The organism is Spiribacter salilacus, assembly GCF_009649225.1.
Taxonomy (GTDB): Bacteria; Pseudomonadota; Gammaproteobacteria; order Nitrococcales; family Nitrococcaceae; genus Spiribacter; species Spiribacter salilacus.
This window is the reverse complement of sequence record NZ_WJPP01000001.1, coordinates 1-19,574: the sequence shown is the minus strand read 5'-3', so window position 1 is coordinate 19,574 and position 19,574 is coordinate 1. Positions and strand designations below refer to the sequence as shown.

Here is a 19,574-nt window from a genome sequence, read left to right as displayed (position 1 = left end):
GGACATGAGTACACAAAAACTGCCGTTATTAGTAACGCCCCAAACGGTTCATGCCACACAAGATGATCCATCGATCATTCGCGTCTATGTGGGCCCGCTGGAAACTTACACCTCTGCTCACCTTCCGGGTGCAACGCAGATTGAGTACGAGGCACTGTTGCGAGAAGGCCCGCCCGGCGGGCTACTGCCGAGCATGAAGCAGCTTTCCGCGGTGCTAGGCCAGGCCGGTATCACCCCCGCTCATCACGTCGTCGCCTACGACGATAGCGGTAATGGCCGCGCTGCGCGGCTGATTTGGACGCTCGATTGCTTGGGCCATACGGGTAGCTCGTTACTAAATGGGGGCTTACCGGCGTGGGTTGATGAAGGGCTGCCGGTTGCTTCAGGCAGCTACCAACTCCCCCACCCCGCTGAGCCCTATCCCGCAACGCTACAAAATCCTCGTGTACTGATTGATTTTGCCGAGCTCATCAATCGCCTGGATGATGATCAGCTGCAAGTTTTAGATGCGCGCACCGCCGCTGAACATGCAGGCGCAGATATTCGCGCCGCGCGCGGTGGCCACATCCCCGGGGCCATTAATTTAGATTGGACGATGCTCTGGGATCCACAAAATGCCTGCCGCCTAAAACCCCTTGAAGCATTGCGGCATTTGCATGAGTCGCGCGGTATCGAGCCAGACAAACAGGTGGTAGTCCATTGCCAAACCCATCATCGCTCGGCGTTAAGCTATGTGGTGCTCAGGGCGCTTGGCTATCCGCATGTTAGTGCCTATGCAGGATCATGGGCCGAATGGGGCAACCATCCAGATGCGCCTATTGCTTCGGCTGAGCAACCGTAGCCAGAAATTGGCCGCGATAATGGCGCAACTCAGCAATCGAGTCTTGAATATCATCCAAGGCCAAATGCGATGACCGCTTACCAAAGCCAGAAGCAACTGAGGGTGCCCATCGCTGGGCCAGCTCTTTGAGTGTACTGACATCGATATGTCGATAATGAAAGTAGCGAAGCAATTCAGGCATGCAGCGGTGCAAAAAGCGTCGATCTTGGCAAATACTATTGCCACACATTGGCGAAACACCCGCCGGCACCCATTGGGCCAGAAACTCCAACGTGGCCCGCTCTGCCTCCGCTTCAGTCACCTGGCTTTCCCGAACCCGAGCAATCAACCCCGACTGGCCATGCTGGGATTGATTCCACGCATCCATGCCAGCCAACACTGCCTCAGACTGATGGATGGCCAGCACCGGCCCCGTAGCCAGCACGTTCAGCTCGCTATCGGTCACAATCGTGGCAATTTCGATGATACGGTCCTGATCCACGTCAAGCCCGGTCATCTCCAAATCAATCCAAATCAAATTATTGCTAGAAACACTCATAACCCACGAGTGTACCAAATCTCATGACGCAGAGAATCGGGCGAGTTGTTGTTAGTAGCGGCAATCACTGCGTTATTGATGCAAACGAACCTGAGTTAATTCTGGCCAAGCTTGCTCGCCATCTAAAACCACGTCCGGTTGCGGGAGATCAAGTCAATTGGTTACGCCACGGGCCAGGGGCTTTTATCGAATCAGTTATCCCACGGCGCAATGTGATTGAACGGGGTGATTTTCGCGGCAATCCACGCGCCCTAGCGGCTAATATTGATTACCTAGTGATTGTGCTAGCACCCCTTCCTGCGCCGGATACCTTGCTGCTCGATCGTTTTTTAGTATTGGCTAGCGCCGCCGGTATTTCACCACTGATTTGGATTAATAAAGCCGATATTGACGACCCTAACAATCCGCTAGCCACAGGAGCGCTTTCAAAGCGCTACGCCAAACTTGGCGTTCCCTGGCAAAGCGGGAGCACACTGCAAAGCCACGGTATTAACACGCTTCAAACCACACTGGGGGCAGGCACCGCTATTTTGGTAGGGCAATCAGGCGTCGGCAAATCGTCACTCACCCAAAAACTCGTACCCGACCTTGCGCTGCGCATTGGCGCAGTCTCTGAAGCATCAGGCCAAGGCCGTCACACCACCACAGAAACTACCCTATTCAACACCCCCAACGGCGGTGCGCTGATTGATTCACCCGGGGTACGTACGCTGCGCTTAGCACATTTAACCCCAGCCGAAATTACCGCCGGTTTTCCTGAAATTGCCGACAAAATGGGCCGTTGCCGCTTTCGTGATTGCCGTCACCTCAGTGAGCCAGACTGCGCCATTCGGCAGGCTCTCGAGACGGGCGAAATTGCGCACGAACGGCTTAAAAATTGGCGTCGATTAGTCGATGAGGCGTCATAAATCTGTCGTTTACGAGACAAGGTATGCCGCTTTGAGGGATTTGGCAGATCAGAAAAGTTGATCTATAGTGACAACTAAGTTGAACACGGAGGCCTCGAAGATAACCGAGGCGGTTAAACAGTCCATTGATTCAAATCAAGACAGTACCGGTTCTAACTCTTTCGTTGCTGCCCTCATTGCAGGTTCTCTGCAAGACAAGACCTGCGGCAGCACCATCCTCCGATATCAATTTGAAGTCTTCTTGTTTAAGAAACGGAGAGAATATGATGAAGCGATCTTTATACGCTGTTGCCCTTTCGGGCGCTCTTTTACCCATGGCTGCTAATGCCGATTGCGGCGAGGTCTCGATTGCCGAGATGAACTGGACCTCTGGCGGCATCATCACCGGCGTAACGGCCTTTTTGCTGGAACAAGGATACGGCTGCGACGTCACCGTCGTTCCATCCGCAACCACTACCGCCATTACCTCACTGGCCGAAAACAATGAGCCAGATGTTGTGCCTGAGCTGTGGGTAAACTCTGCCCCCGTGTACTTCCAGCTGGAAGAAGAAGGTCGGGTGGTAAAAGCCTCAGATTCTTTCGCTGACGGTGGCACTGAGCACTGGCTTGTGCCGGATTATATGGTTGAAGAGCATCCAGAGCTCGCAACCATTGAAGGCATTTTAGACAACCCAGACCTAGTGGGTGGTCGGTTTAACAACTGCCCAGACGGCTGGGGCTGCCGAATTGTTAACGACTCCTTGGTTGAAGCACTCGATCTTGAAGGCAACGGCATTGAAGTCTTTAACCACGGCTCGGGCGAAACCATGCCTGCCGCTATGGCCTCGGCTTATGAGGCACGTGAGCCTTACTTTGGCTACTACTGGGGTCCAACGGCACCACTGGGCAAATACGGCTTTGTCGATGTTGACCTTGGCCCGTACAACGAAGAGGTGCATAACTGCAACCAAGACACAGACTGCAACGAGGTTGGCGTATCCGCCTTCCCTGCCGCATCAGTGTTTAACGTAGTGACTACCGATTTTGCTGATCGCGAGCCAGAGGCGTTTGAAGTCATTCAAAACATCAGCTTCCCTAACGCGCAAATGAGCGAACTGCTCGCGTGGCATGGCGATAACGAGGCTAGCGTCGATGAAGCGGTCGTTTACTTCCTGCAAAACAATCAGGATCAGTGGATGAGCTGGGTCAGCGACGATGCACGCGCCAACCTTGAGGGGCTCTTTAATTAATCATTAAAGAGAGGCAGGCGGGCGCTCGATCTACTCGACGCCCGCTTTTTTTGATCTAAGGACACGGGCTATGGCGACCTACGATTTTATTTTTGATGGCCTCGGCCTCAGACAGTGGTGCGGGGAAGACACAAAAACAACAATGAGCATGAGCGATCTGTTAGCGCAACGAAAAGGCGCGGCAGAACCTTCAATTTGGGAACTTCCCTTTCCCTCATTAGACAACCTCAATGACGCCTGTCCGGCGATCATGCAAACGAGAGGCCTCACCAGCGGGCTGGAAGATGGCTTCCTAGGAATTAGAGATTCTTTAAGAGTGGTGGTTGACCCCATTACCCAACCACTGAGCTGGTTTCTAAATGGGGCACTGGAATTATTTCAAACCGTACCCTGGTTTATCATGATCCCACTGATGCTTGCCGTGGTTTTCGTGGCGTCGAAGTCATGGAAGCTTGTGGCGCTCGTCGGATCATTTATTTTGTTTCTCGCCTTTATTGACCACTACGATTACTCGATGCAGACGTTGGCGATTATATTTGTCTGCTCGGTCTTATGCGTTTTATTAGGCGTACCCATAGGAATTGCCATGTCGCGGAGTAATGCGCTGCAGCGCGGCATCATCCCGGTATTAGATATGCTGCAAACCTTACCGCCGTTTGTGTATTTAATTCCGCTGATATTTTTATTCTCGGTCACAGAGCCCAAGCTCTACGGCATCGCCATTATTCTCTATGCCATCGTACCGGTGATTCGCTTAACCGATTTAGGCATTCGTTTGGTCGATAAAGACGTGATCGAGGCCGCTGATGCCTTTGGCATGACCGATCGGCAAAAGCTCTACAAGGTCCAAATCCCACTGGCGCTGCCTAACATTATGGCGGGTGTCAACCAAACGATCATGATGAGCCTTGCCATGGTTGTTATCGCATCTTTGGTGTCTGCACCAGGGCTTGGAGTGCTGGTTCTGCGTGGTATTCGAAACCTTGAGCTAGGCGTGGGACTGGTTGCCGGCTTAGGTATCGTCTTACTAGCAATTATTCTTGATCGTGTGACTAAAGCGGCCCTCGCCCGTGTCAACACATCGCAGCAGCAGTAAGGGCGAGCCGTATCATGAGTAAACAAATTAAAGTTTCTATCCAGCACTTATACAAGATCTTTGGTGATGACCCCCAAACTGCACTTGAGCAAGTTAAAGGTGGCATGGGCAAGACTGAACTGCTCGATCAAACCAATCATGTACTAGGCTTACAAGACATCAACGTTGAGATGGCCGATGGTGAAATCACCGTCATTATGGGCTTATCGGGTTCTGGCAAATCAACGCTCATTCGTCACCTTAATCGATTAATCGAACCCACCGCGGGTCAGATTATGGTGGATGGTGATGATGTGATGTCGTTCGGCCCAGAAGCTTTGCGCAAGCTAAGGCGAGAAAGAATGTCGATGGTGTTTCAAAAATTTGCGTTGCTTCCGCATCGCACTGTTTTGGAGAATGCCGCCACACCGTTACTGGTGCGTGGGTTTAATCGGCAGGAAGCCCTAGAGGAGGGGCGTAAGTGGCTTGATCGTGTTGGCCTGCAGGGCAATCATAATCAGCACCCCCATCAGTTATCCGGTGGCATGCAACAGCGCGTGGGTATTGCCCGTGCGCTCACCTCCAATTCCGATATTATGCTGATGGATGAAGCCTTCTCGGCGCTCGATCCGCTGATTCGGACTGACATGCAAGATCTTTTATTAGAACTGCAAACCGAACTGAATAAAACCATCGTTTTTATCACCCATGACTTAGACGAAGCACTAAAGCTGGCTGATCATTTGGTGATACTAAAAGATGGCTACATTGTTCAGCAGGGAGAGCCGCAGGAAATTCTACTTAACCCGAATGACCCGTATATCATCGACTTTATTAGCGATATCAACCGGGCAAGAGTTCTGCGTGTACGCTCTGTGATGGACCGTGATACCTCCGATGCAGACGCTTGTGTTGCCGAGGTAGACGCGGATGCCAACTTAGAATCGCTCATCGCGTTATCGAATGGCGATACCAATCTAAGTTATCGGGTGGTTAAAGATGACCAACTACTCGGTGTGTTGCACATGCAAGAGCTGGTGCGGGCATTAGTCCCAACCGGTGCTGCCGAAGATGGCGTACGGGGTAAGCAGTAACCCCATAAAAAATGCCCGCGAGGATTCCCCCGCGGGCATTACTTTCAACCAACCGTTTTAATTAGTACTCGTAAACGAGACCAACTTCAGTGATCGTATCGGTGCCGTCATCGCCAGTCACTAGATCGTAGCTTCCGTACTCAGCGTACATGTAGAAGCCATCAGCCAAATCAAAATTGGCACCGAAAGCGAACTGGCTCTGGTCTTCACCCACATCTTTCGACACTTCCTGGAAAGCGGCGTAAAGATCACCGTTGCCATAGTCGAATACCGCAGACACACCGGCATAATCAATGTCGTTGCCATCGGCATTGCCCTGCATGGCATAACGTGCACCGAGCTCAACTACATCTAAATCGATAACAGCGGCCACACCAACAACTGGATCCTCTGAATCAAATCCGCTATCAAGCGCATTCTCAGAACCACGGTTATCATAAGCCGCGTGCAAAGAAATGTTGTCGAAGCTGTACTCGATACCTGCCATCAGGCTCAACTCTAGATCGTCCTGATCACTATCGGTTTCATCGGTAATGCGCGTCTGCACCCGATAAGCAAAGCCACCAAAATCTGGGCTATAGTAGGTGATCATTTTGTCTTCAGAGGTCAGGCTCTCACCATCCAACGAAGCATTCTCGAAGGGATCAGTAGCGTCAGTGATCAGATCTTCAAAAACGTTATCAATATCACCAAGAGCAACTTCACCAAAATCGCCATACAGACCGAAGGCGCTAGCATCACGCTCTACGTCGCTATCTTCGCCAAAGAAGTTATAGGCAAATTCGATGTAGGTGTAAGCAGTCAGGCCGTTGCCAAGCTCACGCTCCGCGGCAAAACCAACAATCGATCCATCATCGGTGAACTCGTCGGTATCATTACCGTCGGCACCTTCTTCAATCGTAAAACGTGGCAGAACTTCACCATAGACGGACAGAACCGTGTTCTCGCCAACTTCCATATCGATAGCTTGGGCGCTAGAAGCGGCCATGCCAGCGGCAACTACCAATGCCAGTTTAGACATATTTTTCATGAGTCATTCACTCCTGTGAGAAAAGTACCATAGAGAATCTTTCTATAATGCGAATAATTCTCATTCGCGTATCGAAGTATAGCAGGAAATGACAACAACCAAAGCGTAGGTTTTTGCGCATGCCTTTTCTCCGACAACGACTGAGCATCGCCAGAGTGAAAGAAAAGTGTGACGAAAAGATGACGTTTTGATGATGTTATCGTGACCGCGCAACAGGTTGTTGCACGGCCACAACAAAGGGGGCTAGTCGACTTGCTTAAAGTGGAACTCTCCACCTTCCTTAAGGCCTGAGGGCCAGCGGGCCGTTACCGTTTTGGTGCGAGTGTAGAAACGGAACGCATCTGGGCCATGCTGGTTCAAATCACCAAAGCCTGATTTTTTCCACCCACCAAAGGTGTAGTAAGCCAGCGGCACAGGAATAGGTACATTAATGCCAACCATGCCCACATCAATACGGCTAGCAAAATCACGCGCGGCATCTCCATCACGGGTAAATATGGCTACGCCATTGCCGTACGGATTGTTCTTAATCAACTCAACGGCCGCCGCATAATTGGGAACGCGCACCTGGCAAAGCACTGGCCCAAAGATTTCTTCACGATAAATCGACATCTCTGGGGTAACGCGATCAAACAAATGCGGCCCCACGTAAAAGCCTGCCTCATCGCCTTTAATTGCATGCTCTCGGCCATCGACAACCAGCTCTGCTCCGGCCTTTACGCCCTCTTCAATCAGGCCCAACACCCGTGCTTTAGCCTCAGCGGTAACCAACGGGCCGTAATCGACGTTGTCGCCTTCGGTATAAGGCCCTACACGCAAAGCATTAATACGCGGGATAAGCTTTTCGACCAGCCGATCCGCTGTGCCCTCGCCCACTGGAACCGCTACCGAGATAGCCATACAGCGTTCACCCGCTGCGCCATACCCCGCACCAACCAGTGCATCAGCGGCCTGATCCATATCGGCATCCGGCAACACCACCATGTGGTTTTTTGCACCCCCAAAAGCTTGAACCCGCTTACCATTGGCACAACCTCGGCCATAGATATACTCGGCGATTGGCGTGGAGCCCACAAATCCAATTGCGGCAATATCGGGATTATCTAAAATCGCATCAACCGATTCCTTATCGCCATGCACAACTTGCAGAACACCATCTGGCAATCCAGCTTCCTGCAGTAACTCAGCAAGCATGACCGGCACACTCGGATCGCGCTCGCTGGGCTTCAAAATAAAGGCATTACCACAGGCAAGCGCCGGGCCAATCTTCCACAATGGAATCATGGCGGGAAAATTAAACGGCGTGATCCCCGCAACCACACCGAGCGGCTGGCGCATTGAGTACACATCGATACCGGTGCCCGCGCTATCGGTGAATTCCCCCTTCATCAAATGCGGTGCGCCGGTACAAAACTCAATCACCTCAAGGCCGCGCTGAATATCACCGCGTGCATCGGGCATTGTCTTACCGTGCTCGCGCGACAGTACCTCGGCCAACTTATCCATATCGCGGTTAATCAGCCGAACAAATTCAGCTAAAACTCGAGCGCGACGCTGCGGATTGGTGGCGCCCCATGCTCTTTGCGCAATAACAGCACGGTTAACCGCCTCATTAAGCTCTGCGGTAGAGGCCAACGGCAAGCGCGCCTGTACAGCGCCGGTAGCTGGGTTATAAACATCAGCAAAGCGCCCTGAGGTGCCGGCCACTTTCTTTCCATCAATCCAATGAGACAGCTCTTCCATGGTTTTTGACTCCTTAATTTTGATTGCTTACTAGCTTATCCTTGCAAAAATATCTTTTAAACAGACAAAATATCAAATTCATTTTGCAAAAATGCAGGATTACCGATGACAGACGCATCACCGCATTGGGATGATCTTCGAATTTTCCTCGCGCTAGCGCGCGCAGAAAGCCTCTCTACAGCAGGTCATGTCCTTAAAAAAGACCCCGCCACCATTAGTCGGCGCATGCAACGACTTGAACAAAACCTTGGGGTACGCCTTTTTAACCGATCCCCCCAAGGCTATCTGCTCACAGAACCCGGGCAACGCCTACTGCAGCATGCAGATGCCATGGAGCAGTCCTTTATTAACGCTGAGCAAGCCGTGGCCGACTCGCCTGATCAGCTGCGTGGCTCTATTCGGATTGGTGCGCCAGATGGTTGCGCTAGCTTCTTACTCCCCCAAGTGGTTGAGCAGATTTGCCAAGATAATCCCGAACTAGAAGTCCAAATTGTCTCTCTGCCCCGTATCTTTAACCTGTCTAAACGCGAGGCAGACATGGCGATTGCGGTGTCTCGACCCCAAACGGGCCGGCTGATCGTTCAACCCCTCACTGATTATCAATTATCCATTGCCGTGGCGAAAACATGGATTGCTAAGCATGGCGAACCGCTTAGCCTTGAGGATCTAAAGCCTCATCGATTTGTGGGGTACATCCCCGATATGATTTTTGACAGCGAGCTCGACTATCTCAGCGAGATTGGCATCAACCCGCCCCGCCTCTCGTCTAATTCAGTTGTGGTCCAGCTTAATTGGGCACGCCAAGGGGCAGGGCCAGCAATCGTGCATGACTTCGCATTGCCCTTCGCTCCCGAGCTCATGCCCGTACTGCGGCAAGAGATTAGCTTACAGCGAACGTTTTATTTAATTCGGCATGTTGATGACCGCCAGGTCAATCGACTCAATCGATTTGCACGATTACTCACAGAAGGTGTTAGAGCGGAGGCTGCACGGCTTGCCAAGCAGGTAGCGCAGGCTTACCCTTTAGAACCATGAACAAACCCTGCATATTTTGTGAAATTTCCGCCGGCCGAATGGACGCCGATATTGTGTATTCAGACGACGATATTGTGGCTTTTAAAGACATTCATCCTCGCGCCCCAGTGCATTTGCTGGTCATCCCGCGAGAGCACATTCCCAGCCATCAAGACATGCTCGAATCCCACAGCACGTTGTTTGGCCGCATGCACTGGGTAGCAAAACAGCTGGCTGAAGAATATGGAGTGGCTGAGTCAGGCTATCGCACCATCTTTAATTGCGGGCGCGACGGAGGCCAAGAGGTCTGGCACATTCATTTACACTTACTCGGCGGCAGACCACTCGCCTGGCCACCTTAAAGCGCTAACTAGCTGAGGCGATTGCCTCGACTCGAGACAGCAGACTTTCATCAACCTGCAGACCCTCTTTTTGGTGCCGCAACCGATTGCTTTGCCGCCGGGCGCCTGGCAGGCGAACGTCAGGCTCCTGCTGAATAGCCGCAATCAACCGCGACAACCCGCCAGCATAGTCATTATTACCAAAACCACCCGGATCAACCGCAATAAAGCACTGGCCCGTGCCAGGAGGCCCACCTGCGGTGCCAGAAAACGGACTTGCTTCCACACCCAGATGCGCGCCAGCAAGCACAGCTGCAAATAACTCGGTCATTAGCCCCGTGTTGAAGCCTTTTGCCCCGCCGGCGGGCATCATCGTTCCAGCTAATGCGGCATCAGGGTCTGTGGTTGGCTGACCTTCAGCATCTAAAGCCCACCCCGCTGGCAGAGCTTCTCCTCGACGTTTATGCGCCGTAACTTCGCTTTTAGCGACAACGCTTGCTGATTGGTCAATTAAGATTGCCGCCGTGCCATCGCTGATATTTGGCACCGCAAGTGAAAATGGGTTGGTGCCCACCACGGGTTTTTTTGCCCCAACCGGTGCAATGGATGCGGGCGCGTTGGTAAAGCCAAGCCCAATCAACCCGGCTGCTGCCAGCCGCTCGGTATGATGACCCAGCACCCCGCAATTATAAGAGCGTGAAATCGTCATCGCAGCCACTCCATTGGCCTGCGCCGCTTTCACTAGCGCTGGCAAACCGGCATCGATGGCCGGATGCGCAAAACCATGGCCCGCATCAACACTTAACGTACCGGCCCGCTGCTGTTGCACGACTGGCTCTGCTTTACCATTGACTTTGCCGCATTCAACATGCTCACAGTAAATTGGCGCGTAGGCTACGCCATGGCTGGGAATACCATCCATTTCCGCGGCAACCACGGCCTTGGCCATTGCTTCTGCCGCAGTGGCGCTGGCGCCACTCGCCTGCAACGCACGCTGAACGAGGGTGTTGAGTGCTATTGGGGAAATGGGCCGACGTGACATGGCTGCGCCTCCGGTATCAATCAAAAGTAGCGAGCAATCCTAAACTGAATGTTATCGGCCTCGCTCAGCCCATTTTGAATATCAATTGCTTGTTTATAGTTTAGCGCGACGGTCATCCGCGGTGATAATGCGGCCCGAACCCAAAGGCCCACGCGCTCGTTTTGGACCTCGCCACTCCAGGGGCCACCATGAGTTCTGACTTCACCCCCGGAATTATTGAAGTAGCTCACACCGGTAGCGAAGGCGCGTGACCATTGATAGCTTAAAGCCGCCTGCCAGCTGACCAAAGAGCGTTGCTCAAACGTGCCGATTTGCAGTGATGAGCCGAAGTATTCGTCGTTATCTTCAAAGACGGCCACATCGACTGCTACCTGCAGGTTAAACCGGTTGTAGAGGCGCTGATTAAGACCCGTTTGCAACGCTCCCACCGCTCTATTGCCACTGGGGTTCCGGTTCAGGCCAAGCGTGTTTTCAACGTCGTAATCACCCGTTGGGAGCACCAGATACCCCGCAATGCCAAAGTAAGTGCCTGACTCCTTGTTTGCATAGGGCCAAACAGCGCCGGCTAGGGCTACATCTCCTACTCCATCGTTGCCGTCTAACTCAACGTAGGGAAAGTCAGCGTAAAAATAACCTGGCAGCCTGCCAACCGGCACGTAAGTGCCCACACGCAATGCCGCCGTGCGCGCTCGTAAAGAGACTTCGGTAGGCTGCTTAACACCAGCAACATAGGCCTCATCAAATGACCGGTAACCCAGCGCAATGCTGGCGCCCTTCACGCCTGGCGGCGGCGCAACGCCATCTAGTGGCGCTAAATCTACCGCGTACGCGTTGCGCGCGAGCACTGTTGTCGCAAAGATAGCGATAAGAAAAAAACCAACGACTTTTCGGTACCCCATACCCGATACCATACCGAAAAACACCAGAAATCGCCCGTAAAAATAATTACCGGTAAATCAGCGAGTTTGAGTTGATGGCGCGCCCGGGATCGAGCGGCGTTGCCCCCTCTGGTTCTTCAAGGCTCATTTAATGGCCCAGAAGCCAGCTGGCATGTCGCGTATCAACTCATCCGCCAGTTCCTGAATTCGCTGCTTTGTCTGTGCAGTTGGCAACGATTGTTTTTCCAGCGCCATTTGTGCACTTGAACGTCGGATAAGGGCTTCTGCTTTGTTAACTGCCTGAGCACGGATCATCTCATCAACACTGCCCTCAGGAATAATCGCATAAACAAACCTCCCCCCCATCCCATCAGCAATTTTTTGCATCTGATTTAAGGTAATTGCTCCCTCACGCTCATTACGCTCGGCCTGATAGATAGCATTGCGACTAATACCCATGCGGGCAGCAACTTCTGCGCCGGACATACCAAGAGCCTTGCGCAATGAAGTCAGCCAACCGTTAGATGGCGTTTGCACTGACGCAAGCTGCTGTGCGGCTCGATCCACGATTCGTACGTGCTGCTTCCTGACTGCCTCTTTTACATTCATTGCAAATCCTTTAATAGGCAAAATTGTCTATTTGCATATCATACAATATGCTTTTTGACTTTTTTTGACAATCATTTGATAAGCACAGAAATGCAAAAAAATTTTTACAGGAGTTACTGACAAGATAGGATGGCGCGCCCGGGAGGATTCGAACCCCCAACCTCCTGATCCGTAGTCAGGTGCTCTATCCAGTTGAGCCACGGGCGCTTAAGAAAAGCGAGCGTAAGTATGTTGGTTATCGGCCAAATGGTCAAGCGACGCAGCCAACGAATGAATGCTACGCTATACCCATGAAAGGCTTTGCATGGATTTTTCTAGTGTTGATTGCTCTGCCGCAATGGGTCAATGCTCACCCTCACGGCTGGATCGATATTCGGGTAAATGTGGTGCTCGATGACAAAGGCCAGCTTGTGGCACTCGAGCAGCGCTGGAAGATGGACCCCTTCTACAGTCTTGCGCTGCTTGAGGAACTTAACCGGCTCGGTGCAACCGGCAAAACTGAAGCGCTTGATCTGATGGCAGATGAAATTCAGCAGAACTTAACCGCAGACCAATACAACACACAGGCCGAAATTAACGGTCAGCGTCTTGAATTTGGCACCGTCAAAACTTACGAATTAGTCGACATCGATCAGCACATCGTGTTTGCGTTTACGCTACCTATTGAACAGCCAACCCCCATGCAAGGCGCAACATTGCAATATCAGATCTTTGAGCCCACCTACTTCTTAGAGATGTTGCACGAAGCGGATCGCAACCAACCCATTCCCGATGCGCTTACCGTGCAGGGGCCATTGCAATGCCAAACCCGCATCGTCGCGGCCGACCCAGACCCCGAGTTGGTGATGGAAGCTGCTGAGCTTGGCATTGATGAGCAAGGTGAATATGGCCTAGGGCGTTACTTTGCTGATACCGGAGAGGTGGTTTGTCAGTAGCGCTTCGCCGACGCCTCATTGCCATGGGCGCCATAGTGGCCCTGGGGCTGGCGGCCTATTTTTTACAACCGGCATTTCAATCGCTCAGCCTGCAAATTGTTTTATGGCAGAGAGAACTTCATCGTGCCCTCACCTTGGCCATTTCAGACTGGGTTGCCCTGCTCAGCATTAGTTTTGCTTACGGCGTATTTCATGCCGCCGGGCCTGGGCATGGCAAAGCCGTCATCACCACGTATTTAGCCTCGCACGACAATACAACGAGACGAACTGCTGTTTGGATGTCCGCCGCCTCAGCGCTAGTGCAAGGGCTTACCGCCATCATCGTCGTAACCGTGCTTGTTGTTGGCCTAGGCTGGGTAACACGCCAAGCCATGGGCAGTGTTTATTGGGTTGAACAAGTAAGCTTTGCCATGGTCACACTACTTGGTGGTTGGTTGTGTTTGCGCGCCACTAAGCGCTTACGAAAACCAGACACTCACCATTGTTGTAGCTCGCATGATAATGAGCAGGTACCCACCGATTGGCGGTCCGCATTTGGCGTGATCGTAAGTGTTGGCATACGACCATGTACCGGCGCAGTGCTCATGTTGGGTGCAGCGTTGTTATTGGGCAAATTTATGCTTGGGGTTGCGGCGGTATTAGTGATGTCCTTAGGCACGGCGCTCACCGTATCTGTGCTTGCCATTTTGAGTGTTTACGCGCGCGACTGGGCACAGCGCTGGGCCGTCTCTCCAGATGGCAAGTCACATCAACTGGGTGGATGGATTGCGCTAATTGGTGGGGTAATCATTATGCTCTTGGGCGTGTCATTACTGCTTGCCAGCGGCAGCCAACCCGTCACCAGCCCCTTGTTGAACACACCCCCACTTCGTGGGCTTTAAACTAGGAATTTCAATTATGCGTCTTCTCATCACAAGTGCAATTACCCTAATTTTAGCCACCGCTTTATTTCTCCAAAATGCCAATGCGGTTGACGCCGGCAGCGTTACCGTTGCCAAAACGCCCAGCTGCGGTTGCTGTACCGCCTGGATTGAACATTTAGAACAGGCGGGCTTTGACGTGGTGCCCTATGACATGACGCATGAGGCGCTCAATGGAGTAAAGCGTGATCTCAATATTGATCCTGCGTTAGTGTCCTGTCATACCGCGATGGTGGATGGGTATTTCATTGAAGGGCATGTGCCTGCCAGCGATATTGCCCGTCTATTAAAGGAACGCCCTGATGGCGCACGCGGCCTAACCGTACCGGGCATGCCCATCGGCTCTCCTGGCATGGAAATGGGCGATCAGCGTGATCCATTTGAAACTCTTTTGGTAAAAGACAACAACCAGACTGAAGTGTTTAGTGCTCATAACCAGTAGTGGGGTTCGAACACACTTTCATCAGGCATAAAAAAACCCCCAACGGGGGTCTTTTTATGCCTGGCGGAGAGGGAGGGATTCGAACCCCCGAGGCCCGTTAAGACCTACCGCATTTCGAGTGCGGCGCTTTCAACCACTCAGCCACCTCTCCTTCGCGTCGCGATTCTACAGCATTACGTCAGATCAGACATCCGCTGCGGGTGGCGGCGTGTTGTCACCCGAATCTTCTTTGAACCGCGCTAAACGCTCAATCTGGCTTAGCGAGGTTAAATGCGAAAACATAGGCGCTAAATAACGCTTATCGCGAATCTCTAAAAAGAGCTTGTCAGAGAGGTTATATAGCCGCTCTTCGTTAATCACGTAACAACCGGTGACATTACGCATGGCGCTGCCATAGCGTACACGCATGTTGAGCGGATTAAATAAATTGTGCTCTGAGAGGAAATGACAGAATTGCTGGGTAAACCCTTCCATTTGCTGCATTTCACCAAGGTAGCGCTTTACGTTTTCGACAACTTCGGTTGGCTCACCGTCTTCAGCAAATAACGCCTCACCCGTTTCTTCATTAATGAAGTCTGATTCTTCATCTAGGCAAACGGTAAATTGATCAGCGTCTTCACCAAGCCGCGCCAGCGCAAAGGGATAGCGCCGAATAATTGCTGGCACATAAGAAGCTTTCCAGCTCCCCTCGTCATTCAAAAATAGGTTTTCTCCTGCTTCTAATCCAAGCAGTACCACCGGGCGAAACTCATCTTTTTCTTTATCTTCAAGAAAAACAATGGGGTAAGCCGAGGCAGCGCGAGCAAACTCGTGCACCATTAAAGAGGCAATATGAAAACCGCTAGCAAAACCAAACGTATCAATGGGTTTTACCTTCAATTTGGCGTGGGCTTCCCGATTCAACGGGACCAGCTTTTTAAACATTAGAACTCCTGATTATTAATTTGCATCGCCGTTGCGGATGCTGAACCGCTAGTTTACTACTACCGCGTGGTTGGTAGCACCTTATTCATTGGTACCGACAGGCTAAATTGCCCAACAATCGTTGGCTGGCCGTGCACTCTAGCCCTCACACTTGGCCATTCCCCTACTTGACCTGCCGTTAACCACGTTGCCTCAAACGCGGTTCCCGAGGGGCTAGTATTGCGCAGCACCGCGCCGGGAGCAGCGAGCCCGCGATGCCCCAATAACGCCATTCGGGCGATTGTGCCCGTGCCAGTTGGGCAACCCCATAGCACGCCTGGGTGGCCATAAGTGCCGCCAATTGACTCCCAACGGTCCGGCGCCACCTCATTAGCCGGCCAAAGCCAATGCAGAAAACGTGGTAGGCCGACATCTCCTAACCAGGGATGCTGCCAATTAAAATCAGCCTGAACGGCCTCAATAATCTGAGCCGCAATGGCTAACCCAGCTGGCTGCCCCGCCTCTTCAGGCGTTAGGCTGACTTGCTCTGCATCGATAAGCAGGTAATGCCCACCACTCCAAACAAGATCGTAGCCAATCTTACCCAACCCCGGCACATTGACCTGCGCATCGGCCTGTTGCACAAAGGCTTCATCGCCCTGGATGGCTACTTGAGTTACGTGGCCATCCACAAGCGTCGCGAAGGCATCAACGCGCCCCCCTGGCGTTTCTAAACGCACGCATTGCTCGCCATCGGTTGTTTCCAGCGAGACAAACCCGCTTTCCAGCAAGGCAGCCGCCGTTGCCATGGTGTTGGAGCCTGAGAAAAAGGGATAGCCCATCACTTCCATGATAATAAACGCCGCCTGGGCCTCAGGATGCTGCGCCGGGGTAATCATATCCACGCAATAGGACGGGTGGCCGTGCGGCGGCTCGATTAATAGCCTTCGAAGCCCATCGCCCGGGCCGCTCAGCCACTCCATGCGAGCGCGAACACTAAGTGATTCATCCAGTGGCGGGCCCTTGAACAACACCCGGTGAATATCGCCACCGATGTCAACATCAATCCACTCTAGTTCAATCAGCTTATCCATAATGCCGATCAGGAATCACAACCAACTTGCCCACGAAGTCTTTGGCCATAAAATCGGATTGAGCTTGATGAAAATCAGACAGCCGATAAGTCTCACTCAGCAGCGGTTTGATTTTGCCATCAAGGATGTAACCCAGCAGGCGTGCAAAATCACTGCGCCGCCCTTGCGAGGAGCCATGTAGCTGAAGCTGTTTGAGGTAGAGGGTTCTTAGATCCAGCTCAACAACCGGCCCGGCAATGGCACCGGCCGTGGTATATCGCCCCTCGGGGCGCAAAATGCGCAGCAAGTCATTAAAGCGTGGGCCTGCCACTAAATCAGCCACCACATCGATGGGCTGGCCGCCTGTTGCCTTATCCACGGCTGCCACCCAATCTGCGCTGTCTCTGTCAATCACCGCCTCTGCACCAATATCCATCAGTGCATCGGCCTTATCAGCACGTGTCATCGCATAGGGAATGGCGCCACGGGCCCGGCATAGTTGCACAATGCCTGACCCCACACCGCCGGAGGCGCCAGTCACCAGCACCCGCTCACCCGGCTGCACCGCCGCGCGCTCAAGCATATGCTCGCCGGTCAAATAAGCGCAGCAAAAAGTCGCCAACTCGGCATCGCTCAGTGCGGTATCCACCGCATGCGCATTCTCTGCGGGTACGCACTGATATTCTGCATAGCCACCATCGCGCCCATGACCGATGTAATCGATATCGGCAAGGCTGTCGTCATCGCGGTTATAGAGACTAAAATCGATGATGACGCGCTCGCCTAAGCGTGTTTCTGGCACATTAGCACCTACTGCGACCACCCGCCCCACACTGTCGGTGCCTTGGATGCGCGGAAATGTGAGCGTTGAACGCCCTCGCCGCCATGTTGATATCGCCTGGGGATCAGTCTCGCTACCGTACGCGCCCTCGCGCACCCAAACATCGGTGTTGTTCATGCCGCAGGCATGCACCTCAATTAACACCTCACCAGGGCCAGGCGAAGGTACGGGAACATCGGTTCGATATTCCAATGCATCAAGCCCGCCATGACGCGTCAGCACGACCGCTGCCATTTTGTTTTTATTGATCATAGGGTCACCAAGGGTTTGAACATACTTTACACGCTAAATTGCTGTTCGGTGTGTCTTGGCAATGCCATCAGCAACTTCTGGCGGCACACCCGATTTGCCAGCAAAACGCTTCCACTGCAATACAGCCTCCTGCACCTGTTGAACAATTTCTTCTGCTCGGCCACGTTTCATGGATGCATTTTTCGCGCAGGCTTTAAAATCCTCAATCGTGAAGTCATCACGCTTGCCATTGAGTGACATCTGGTGCTGACTGGTCCAGTCACCTTGAGGGTTATAGCTGTAGGTCATATCAAAGGCCGGAGATAGCGACCAGTTGCCTGACCTATCCATCAGGAAAGCAATATTCTTGACATGATCATCCTGGTTACGGCCAATAATATTGAAGGCCATTCGCCTGAACTGTTCTTCAATCGTTGCCATCGGCATTCCCAACTTGCGAATTGTGCGCAGTGCCTGCTCATAAGAGTGAGCTCCTGCCTTCTTGAAATCAAAGTGCTCCATGGCGCAGAAGGATTGCATATGTATCTTTTGGCCAGAATCTGTCCGGTCAAAACGTCTGGTCATAAAGTGACTGCGGCCGTTCTCTTTGAGCAGTCGTGACTCTGCCATGTCGATACCGGCTTTCTTCGCCATATGGTAGTACGCATGCTCGATGAGTCCGTAACCTGCCGGATCTTCCAGCTCCTTATCCCTATTGCCGGAAACACCATCAAACTTCAACAACCAGTAAGAGAAACCTTGCCCTGCCTTGACCTGGCCAGAGTGCACCTCATTGGTTTTCTGATTCCAGGCAATAATCGCCTTTGCTCTGGCTCCGCCTGCCGAGGTACCTACACGCAAAATATCCTGTAAGGAGTCTTCTCTAAGCTCAGGGTTGAAAGAGCCCTGAAGCGTATTTCGTTTCGTCAAGATCCTGCTAGCGAGATCAACCAGCGCCTTCACATCAACGGGTTCGGATTTGCCTGTAAAGGACCCCTGCGCTGGCAAATATTCCAACGCGCCCATGCCACGAATACCGGTATAGCAAAGACGCTCAACCGGGTTAAAGGTTTCAGGTGTTCTACCCTGATTAGCCAGCCAGACATTAATCAGTGCATTTCCAAAATCATCCGGCAATGAATCGGCAAGCAACCCTGGCAGACCATGAAACGTCTCTCGGGGCAAGGCCGGGAATGAATAAATCCGTTTTGAAAGTGGCATCGTCAGCGGCGCCACCTCAACCCCGCTGCGCACAAAATCAGGTTCATACTCAAAATGGGCGAGTCCGGCACCTGCATCCCAGCTAACCGCTCCGATCGATTTGCCCCATAGCTTTACCTCGGCAATAGTCACTCTTCATCTCCCCACGACCATGGCTCTTCCTTTTTCGATTTCGCGGATTTCGAAGAGGCTCTTTGACGCTGCTTGCCTTGCATTTTTAATTGCTGAACCGGACTCACCGCTGGCTCTGGGATAAGAGTGTCAAGATTTTCTGCCAGTTGCAGTGCACGCAAAACCCGAATGATGCTCGAAGCCTGAACTGAATCACCTTGTTCAATCCTAGCCATGGTTCTACTGGAAACACCAGCTTCCTGAGCTAGCGCCACTTGGGTTTTATTCTGATTTAAACGGTACTGGGTGATGCGATTGCCGATCTCCTTTAGCACCGCATCATCGGAAAGATCTTTAGTGAAATCCATAGCCAGCCTATTTTGACCGATTAAATGGCTAAAAACGATTAATTAGCCATATTTGGCAATTTATATACAATTTACTTCGGTGTCAATAAGTCATATCTGGCGGAGAGAGAGGGATTGATTCGGGGCTCTCGCCCCTCACCCTCCGGGCCCCTCGCTCACGCTCGGGGTCCTAATTGCCTTCGGCAAT

21 protein-coding genes and 2 tRNA genes are annotated in these 19,574 nt (G+C 52.3%); 10 read left to right on the top strand and 13 right to left on the bottom strand.

What is annotated here, in order from left to right; all coding sequences use genetic code 11:
- The first annotated feature begins 4 nt into the window (after positions 1 to 4).
- Positions 5 to 841, top strand: coding sequence for a sulfurtransferase (locus GH984_RS00115; RefSeq protein WP_153718197.1), 837 nt, complete (start codon positions 5 to 7; stop codon positions 839 to 841).
- On the opposite strand, the gene orn is transcribed toward GH984_RS00115, so the two are convergent.
- Entirely contained in the window at positions 816 to 1,379 is a 564-nt protein-coding gene (gene orn / locus GH984_RS00110; RefSeq protein WP_153718196.1) for an oligoribonuclease, read from the bottom strand. The two genes, GH984_RS00115 and orn, sit on opposite strands and share 26 nt — an antisense overlap.
- 23 nt (positions 1,380 to 1,402) lie before the next feature.
- On the opposite strand from orn, the gene rsgA reads away from it, so the two are divergent.
- The 4 genes from rsgA (at position 1,403) to GH984_RS00090 (ending at position 5,685) form a co-directional block, all read left to right on the top strand.
- Entirely contained in the window at positions 1,403 to 2,287 is an 885-nt protein-coding gene (gene rsgA, locus GH984_RS00105) for a ribosome small subunit-dependent GTPase A (protein ID WP_153718195.1), read from the top strand.
- Positions 2,288 to 2,553: 266 nt separating this feature from the next.
- Entirely contained in the window at positions 2,554 to 3,516 is a 963-nt protein-coding gene (locus tag GH984_RS00100; protein WP_253939065.1) for an ABC transporter substrate-binding protein, read from the top strand.
- A gap of 70 nt (positions 3,517 to 3,586) precedes the next feature.
- Positions 3,587 to 4,612, top strand: coding sequence for an ABC transporter permease (locus GH984_RS00095; RefSeq protein WP_153718193.1), 1,026 nt, complete (start codon positions 3,587 to 3,589; stop codon positions 4,610 to 4,612).
- 14 nt (positions 4,613 to 4,626) lie between these two features.
- Positions 4,627 to 5,685, top strand: coding sequence for a quaternary amine ABC transporter ATP-binding protein (locus tag GH984_RS00090; protein WP_153718192.1), 1,059 nt, complete (start codon positions 4,627 to 4,629; stop codon positions 5,683 to 5,685).
- 61 nt (positions 5,686 to 5,746) lie between these two features.
- Here GH984_RS00090 and GH984_RS00085 read toward each other — a convergent pair whose 3' ends face one another.
- Positions 5,747 to 6,715 carry a porin gene (locus tag GH984_RS00085; RefSeq protein ID WP_153718191.1) on the bottom strand — a complete coding sequence of 323 codons (969 nt, stop codon included), beginning with the start codon at positions 6,713 to 6,715 and terminating at the stop codon, positions 5,747 to 5,749.
- Between the two features lie 243 nt (positions 6,716 to 6,958).
- Positions 6,959 to 8,458: a CoA-acylating methylmalonate-semialdehyde dehydrogenase gene (locus tag GH984_RS00080; RefSeq protein ID WP_153718190.1), complete on the bottom strand. Its 1,500-nt coding sequence runs from the start codon at positions 8,456 to 8,458 to the stop codon at positions 6,959 to 6,961.
- A 105-nt stretch (positions 8,459 to 8,563) separates the two neighbouring features.
- Between GH984_RS00080 and GH984_RS00075 the strand changes: the two genes are divergently transcribed.
- Both GH984_RS00075 and GH984_RS00070 read left to right on the top strand, forming a co-directional pair.
- Positions 8,564 to 9,493: a LysR family transcriptional regulator gene (locus GH984_RS00075; RefSeq protein ID WP_153718189.1), complete on the top strand. Its 930-nt coding sequence runs from the start codon at positions 8,564 to 8,566 to the stop codon at positions 9,491 to 9,493.
- Positions 9,490 to 9,834 carry a histidine triad nucleotide-binding protein gene (locus GH984_RS00070; RefSeq protein WP_153718188.1) on the top strand — a complete coding sequence of 115 codons (345 nt, stop codon included), beginning with the start codon at positions 9,490 to 9,492 and terminating at the stop codon, positions 9,832 to 9,834. Before GH984_RS00075 ends, GH984_RS00070 begins: the two co-directional genes overlap by 4 nt.
- 4 nt (positions 9,835 to 9,838) lie before the next feature.
- Here GH984_RS00070 and GH984_RS00065 read toward each other — a convergent pair whose 3' ends face one another.
- The 4 genes from GH984_RS00065 to GH984_RS00050 form a co-directional block, all read right to left on the bottom strand.
- Positions 9,839 to 10,855, bottom strand: coding sequence for an Ldh family oxidoreductase (locus GH984_RS00065; protein WP_153718187.1), 1,017 nt, complete (start codon positions 10,853 to 10,855; stop codon positions 9,839 to 9,841).
- A 20-nt stretch (positions 10,856 to 10,875) separates the two neighbouring features.
- A complete protein-coding gene (locus GH984_RS00060; RefSeq protein WP_172973122.1) occupies positions 10,876 to 11,754 on the bottom strand; it encodes a transporter in 879 nt (292 codons plus the stop codon).
- Between the two features lie 123 nt (positions 11,755 to 11,877).
- A complete protein-coding gene (locus tag GH984_RS00055; protein ID WP_153718185.1) occupies positions 11,878 to 12,342 on the bottom strand; it encodes a mobile mystery protein A in 465 nt (154 codons plus the stop codon).
- A gap of 130 nt (positions 12,343 to 12,472) precedes the next feature.
- Positions 12,473 to 12,549, bottom strand: a tRNA-Arg gene (locus GH984_RS00050).
- Positions 12,550 to 12,632: 83 nt separating this feature from the next.
- Between GH984_RS00050 and GH984_RS00045 the strand changes: the two genes are divergently transcribed.
- Genes GH984_RS00045 through GH984_RS00035 form a run of 3 tightly spaced genes read left to right on the top strand, consistent with a single transcriptional unit; the run spans position 12,633 to position 14,639 of the window.
- Positions 12,633 to 13,277 (top strand): DUF1007 family protein, encoded by a 645-nt coding sequence (locus GH984_RS00045; RefSeq protein ID WP_153718184.1) that lies wholly within the window; start codon positions 12,633 to 12,635, stop codon positions 13,275 to 13,277.
- Positions 13,268 to 14,158, top strand: a complete 891-nt coding sequence (locus tag GH984_RS00040; RefSeq protein ID WP_216643596.1) for a nickel/cobalt transporter — start codon at positions 13,268 to 13,270, stop codon at positions 14,156 to 14,158. The genes GH984_RS00045 and GH984_RS00040 overlap by 10 nt, the downstream gene beginning before the upstream one ends.
- 16 nt (positions 14,159 to 14,174) lie before the next feature.
- A complete protein-coding gene (locus GH984_RS00035) occupies positions 14,175 to 14,639 on the top strand; it encodes a DUF411 domain-containing protein (RefSeq protein WP_153718183.1) in 465 nt (154 codons plus the stop codon).
- A 61-nt stretch (positions 14,640 to 14,700) separates the two neighbouring features.
- Here GH984_RS00035 and GH984_RS00030 read toward each other — a convergent pair.
- The 6 genes from GH984_RS00030 to GH984_RS00005 all read right to left on the bottom strand — a co-directional run bounded on the left by GH984_RS00030 (position 14,701) and on the right by GH984_RS00005 (position 19,387).
- A tRNA-Ser gene (locus GH984_RS00030) sits at positions 14,701 to 14,790 on the bottom strand.
- A gap of 32 nt (positions 14,791 to 14,822) precedes the next feature.
- A complete protein-coding gene (locus GH984_RS00025) occupies positions 14,823 to 15,563 on the bottom strand; it encodes a SapC family protein (protein ID WP_153718182.1) in 741 nt (246 codons plus the stop codon).
- A 59-nt stretch (positions 15,564 to 15,622) separates the two neighbouring features.
- Positions 15,623 to 16,636 carry a proline racemase family protein gene (locus tag GH984_RS00020; RefSeq protein ID WP_153718181.1) on the bottom strand — a complete coding sequence of 338 codons (1,014 nt, stop codon included), beginning with the start codon at positions 16,634 to 16,636 and terminating at the stop codon, positions 15,623 to 15,625.
- Positions 16,629 to 17,708 carry an alcohol dehydrogenase family protein gene (locus tag GH984_RS00015; RefSeq protein ID WP_216643595.1) on the bottom strand — a complete coding sequence of 360 codons (1,080 nt, stop codon included), beginning with the start codon at positions 17,706 to 17,708 and terminating at the stop codon, positions 16,629 to 16,631. The genes GH984_RS00020 and GH984_RS00015 overlap by 8 nt, the downstream gene beginning before the upstream one ends.
- Before the next feature lie 33 nt (positions 17,709 to 17,741).
- A complete protein-coding gene (locus GH984_RS00010; protein WP_369691866.1) occupies positions 17,742 to 19,040 on the bottom strand; it encodes a type II toxin-antitoxin system HipA family toxin in 1,299 nt (432 codons plus the stop codon).
- Positions 19,037 to 19,387: a helix-turn-helix domain-containing protein gene (locus GH984_RS00005; protein WP_153718180.1), complete on the bottom strand. Its 351-nt coding sequence runs from the start codon at positions 19,385 to 19,387 to the stop codon at positions 19,037 to 19,039. The genes GH984_RS00010 and GH984_RS00005 overlap by 4 nt, the downstream gene beginning before the upstream one ends.
- Positions 19,388 to 19,574 lie beyond the last annotated feature (187 nt).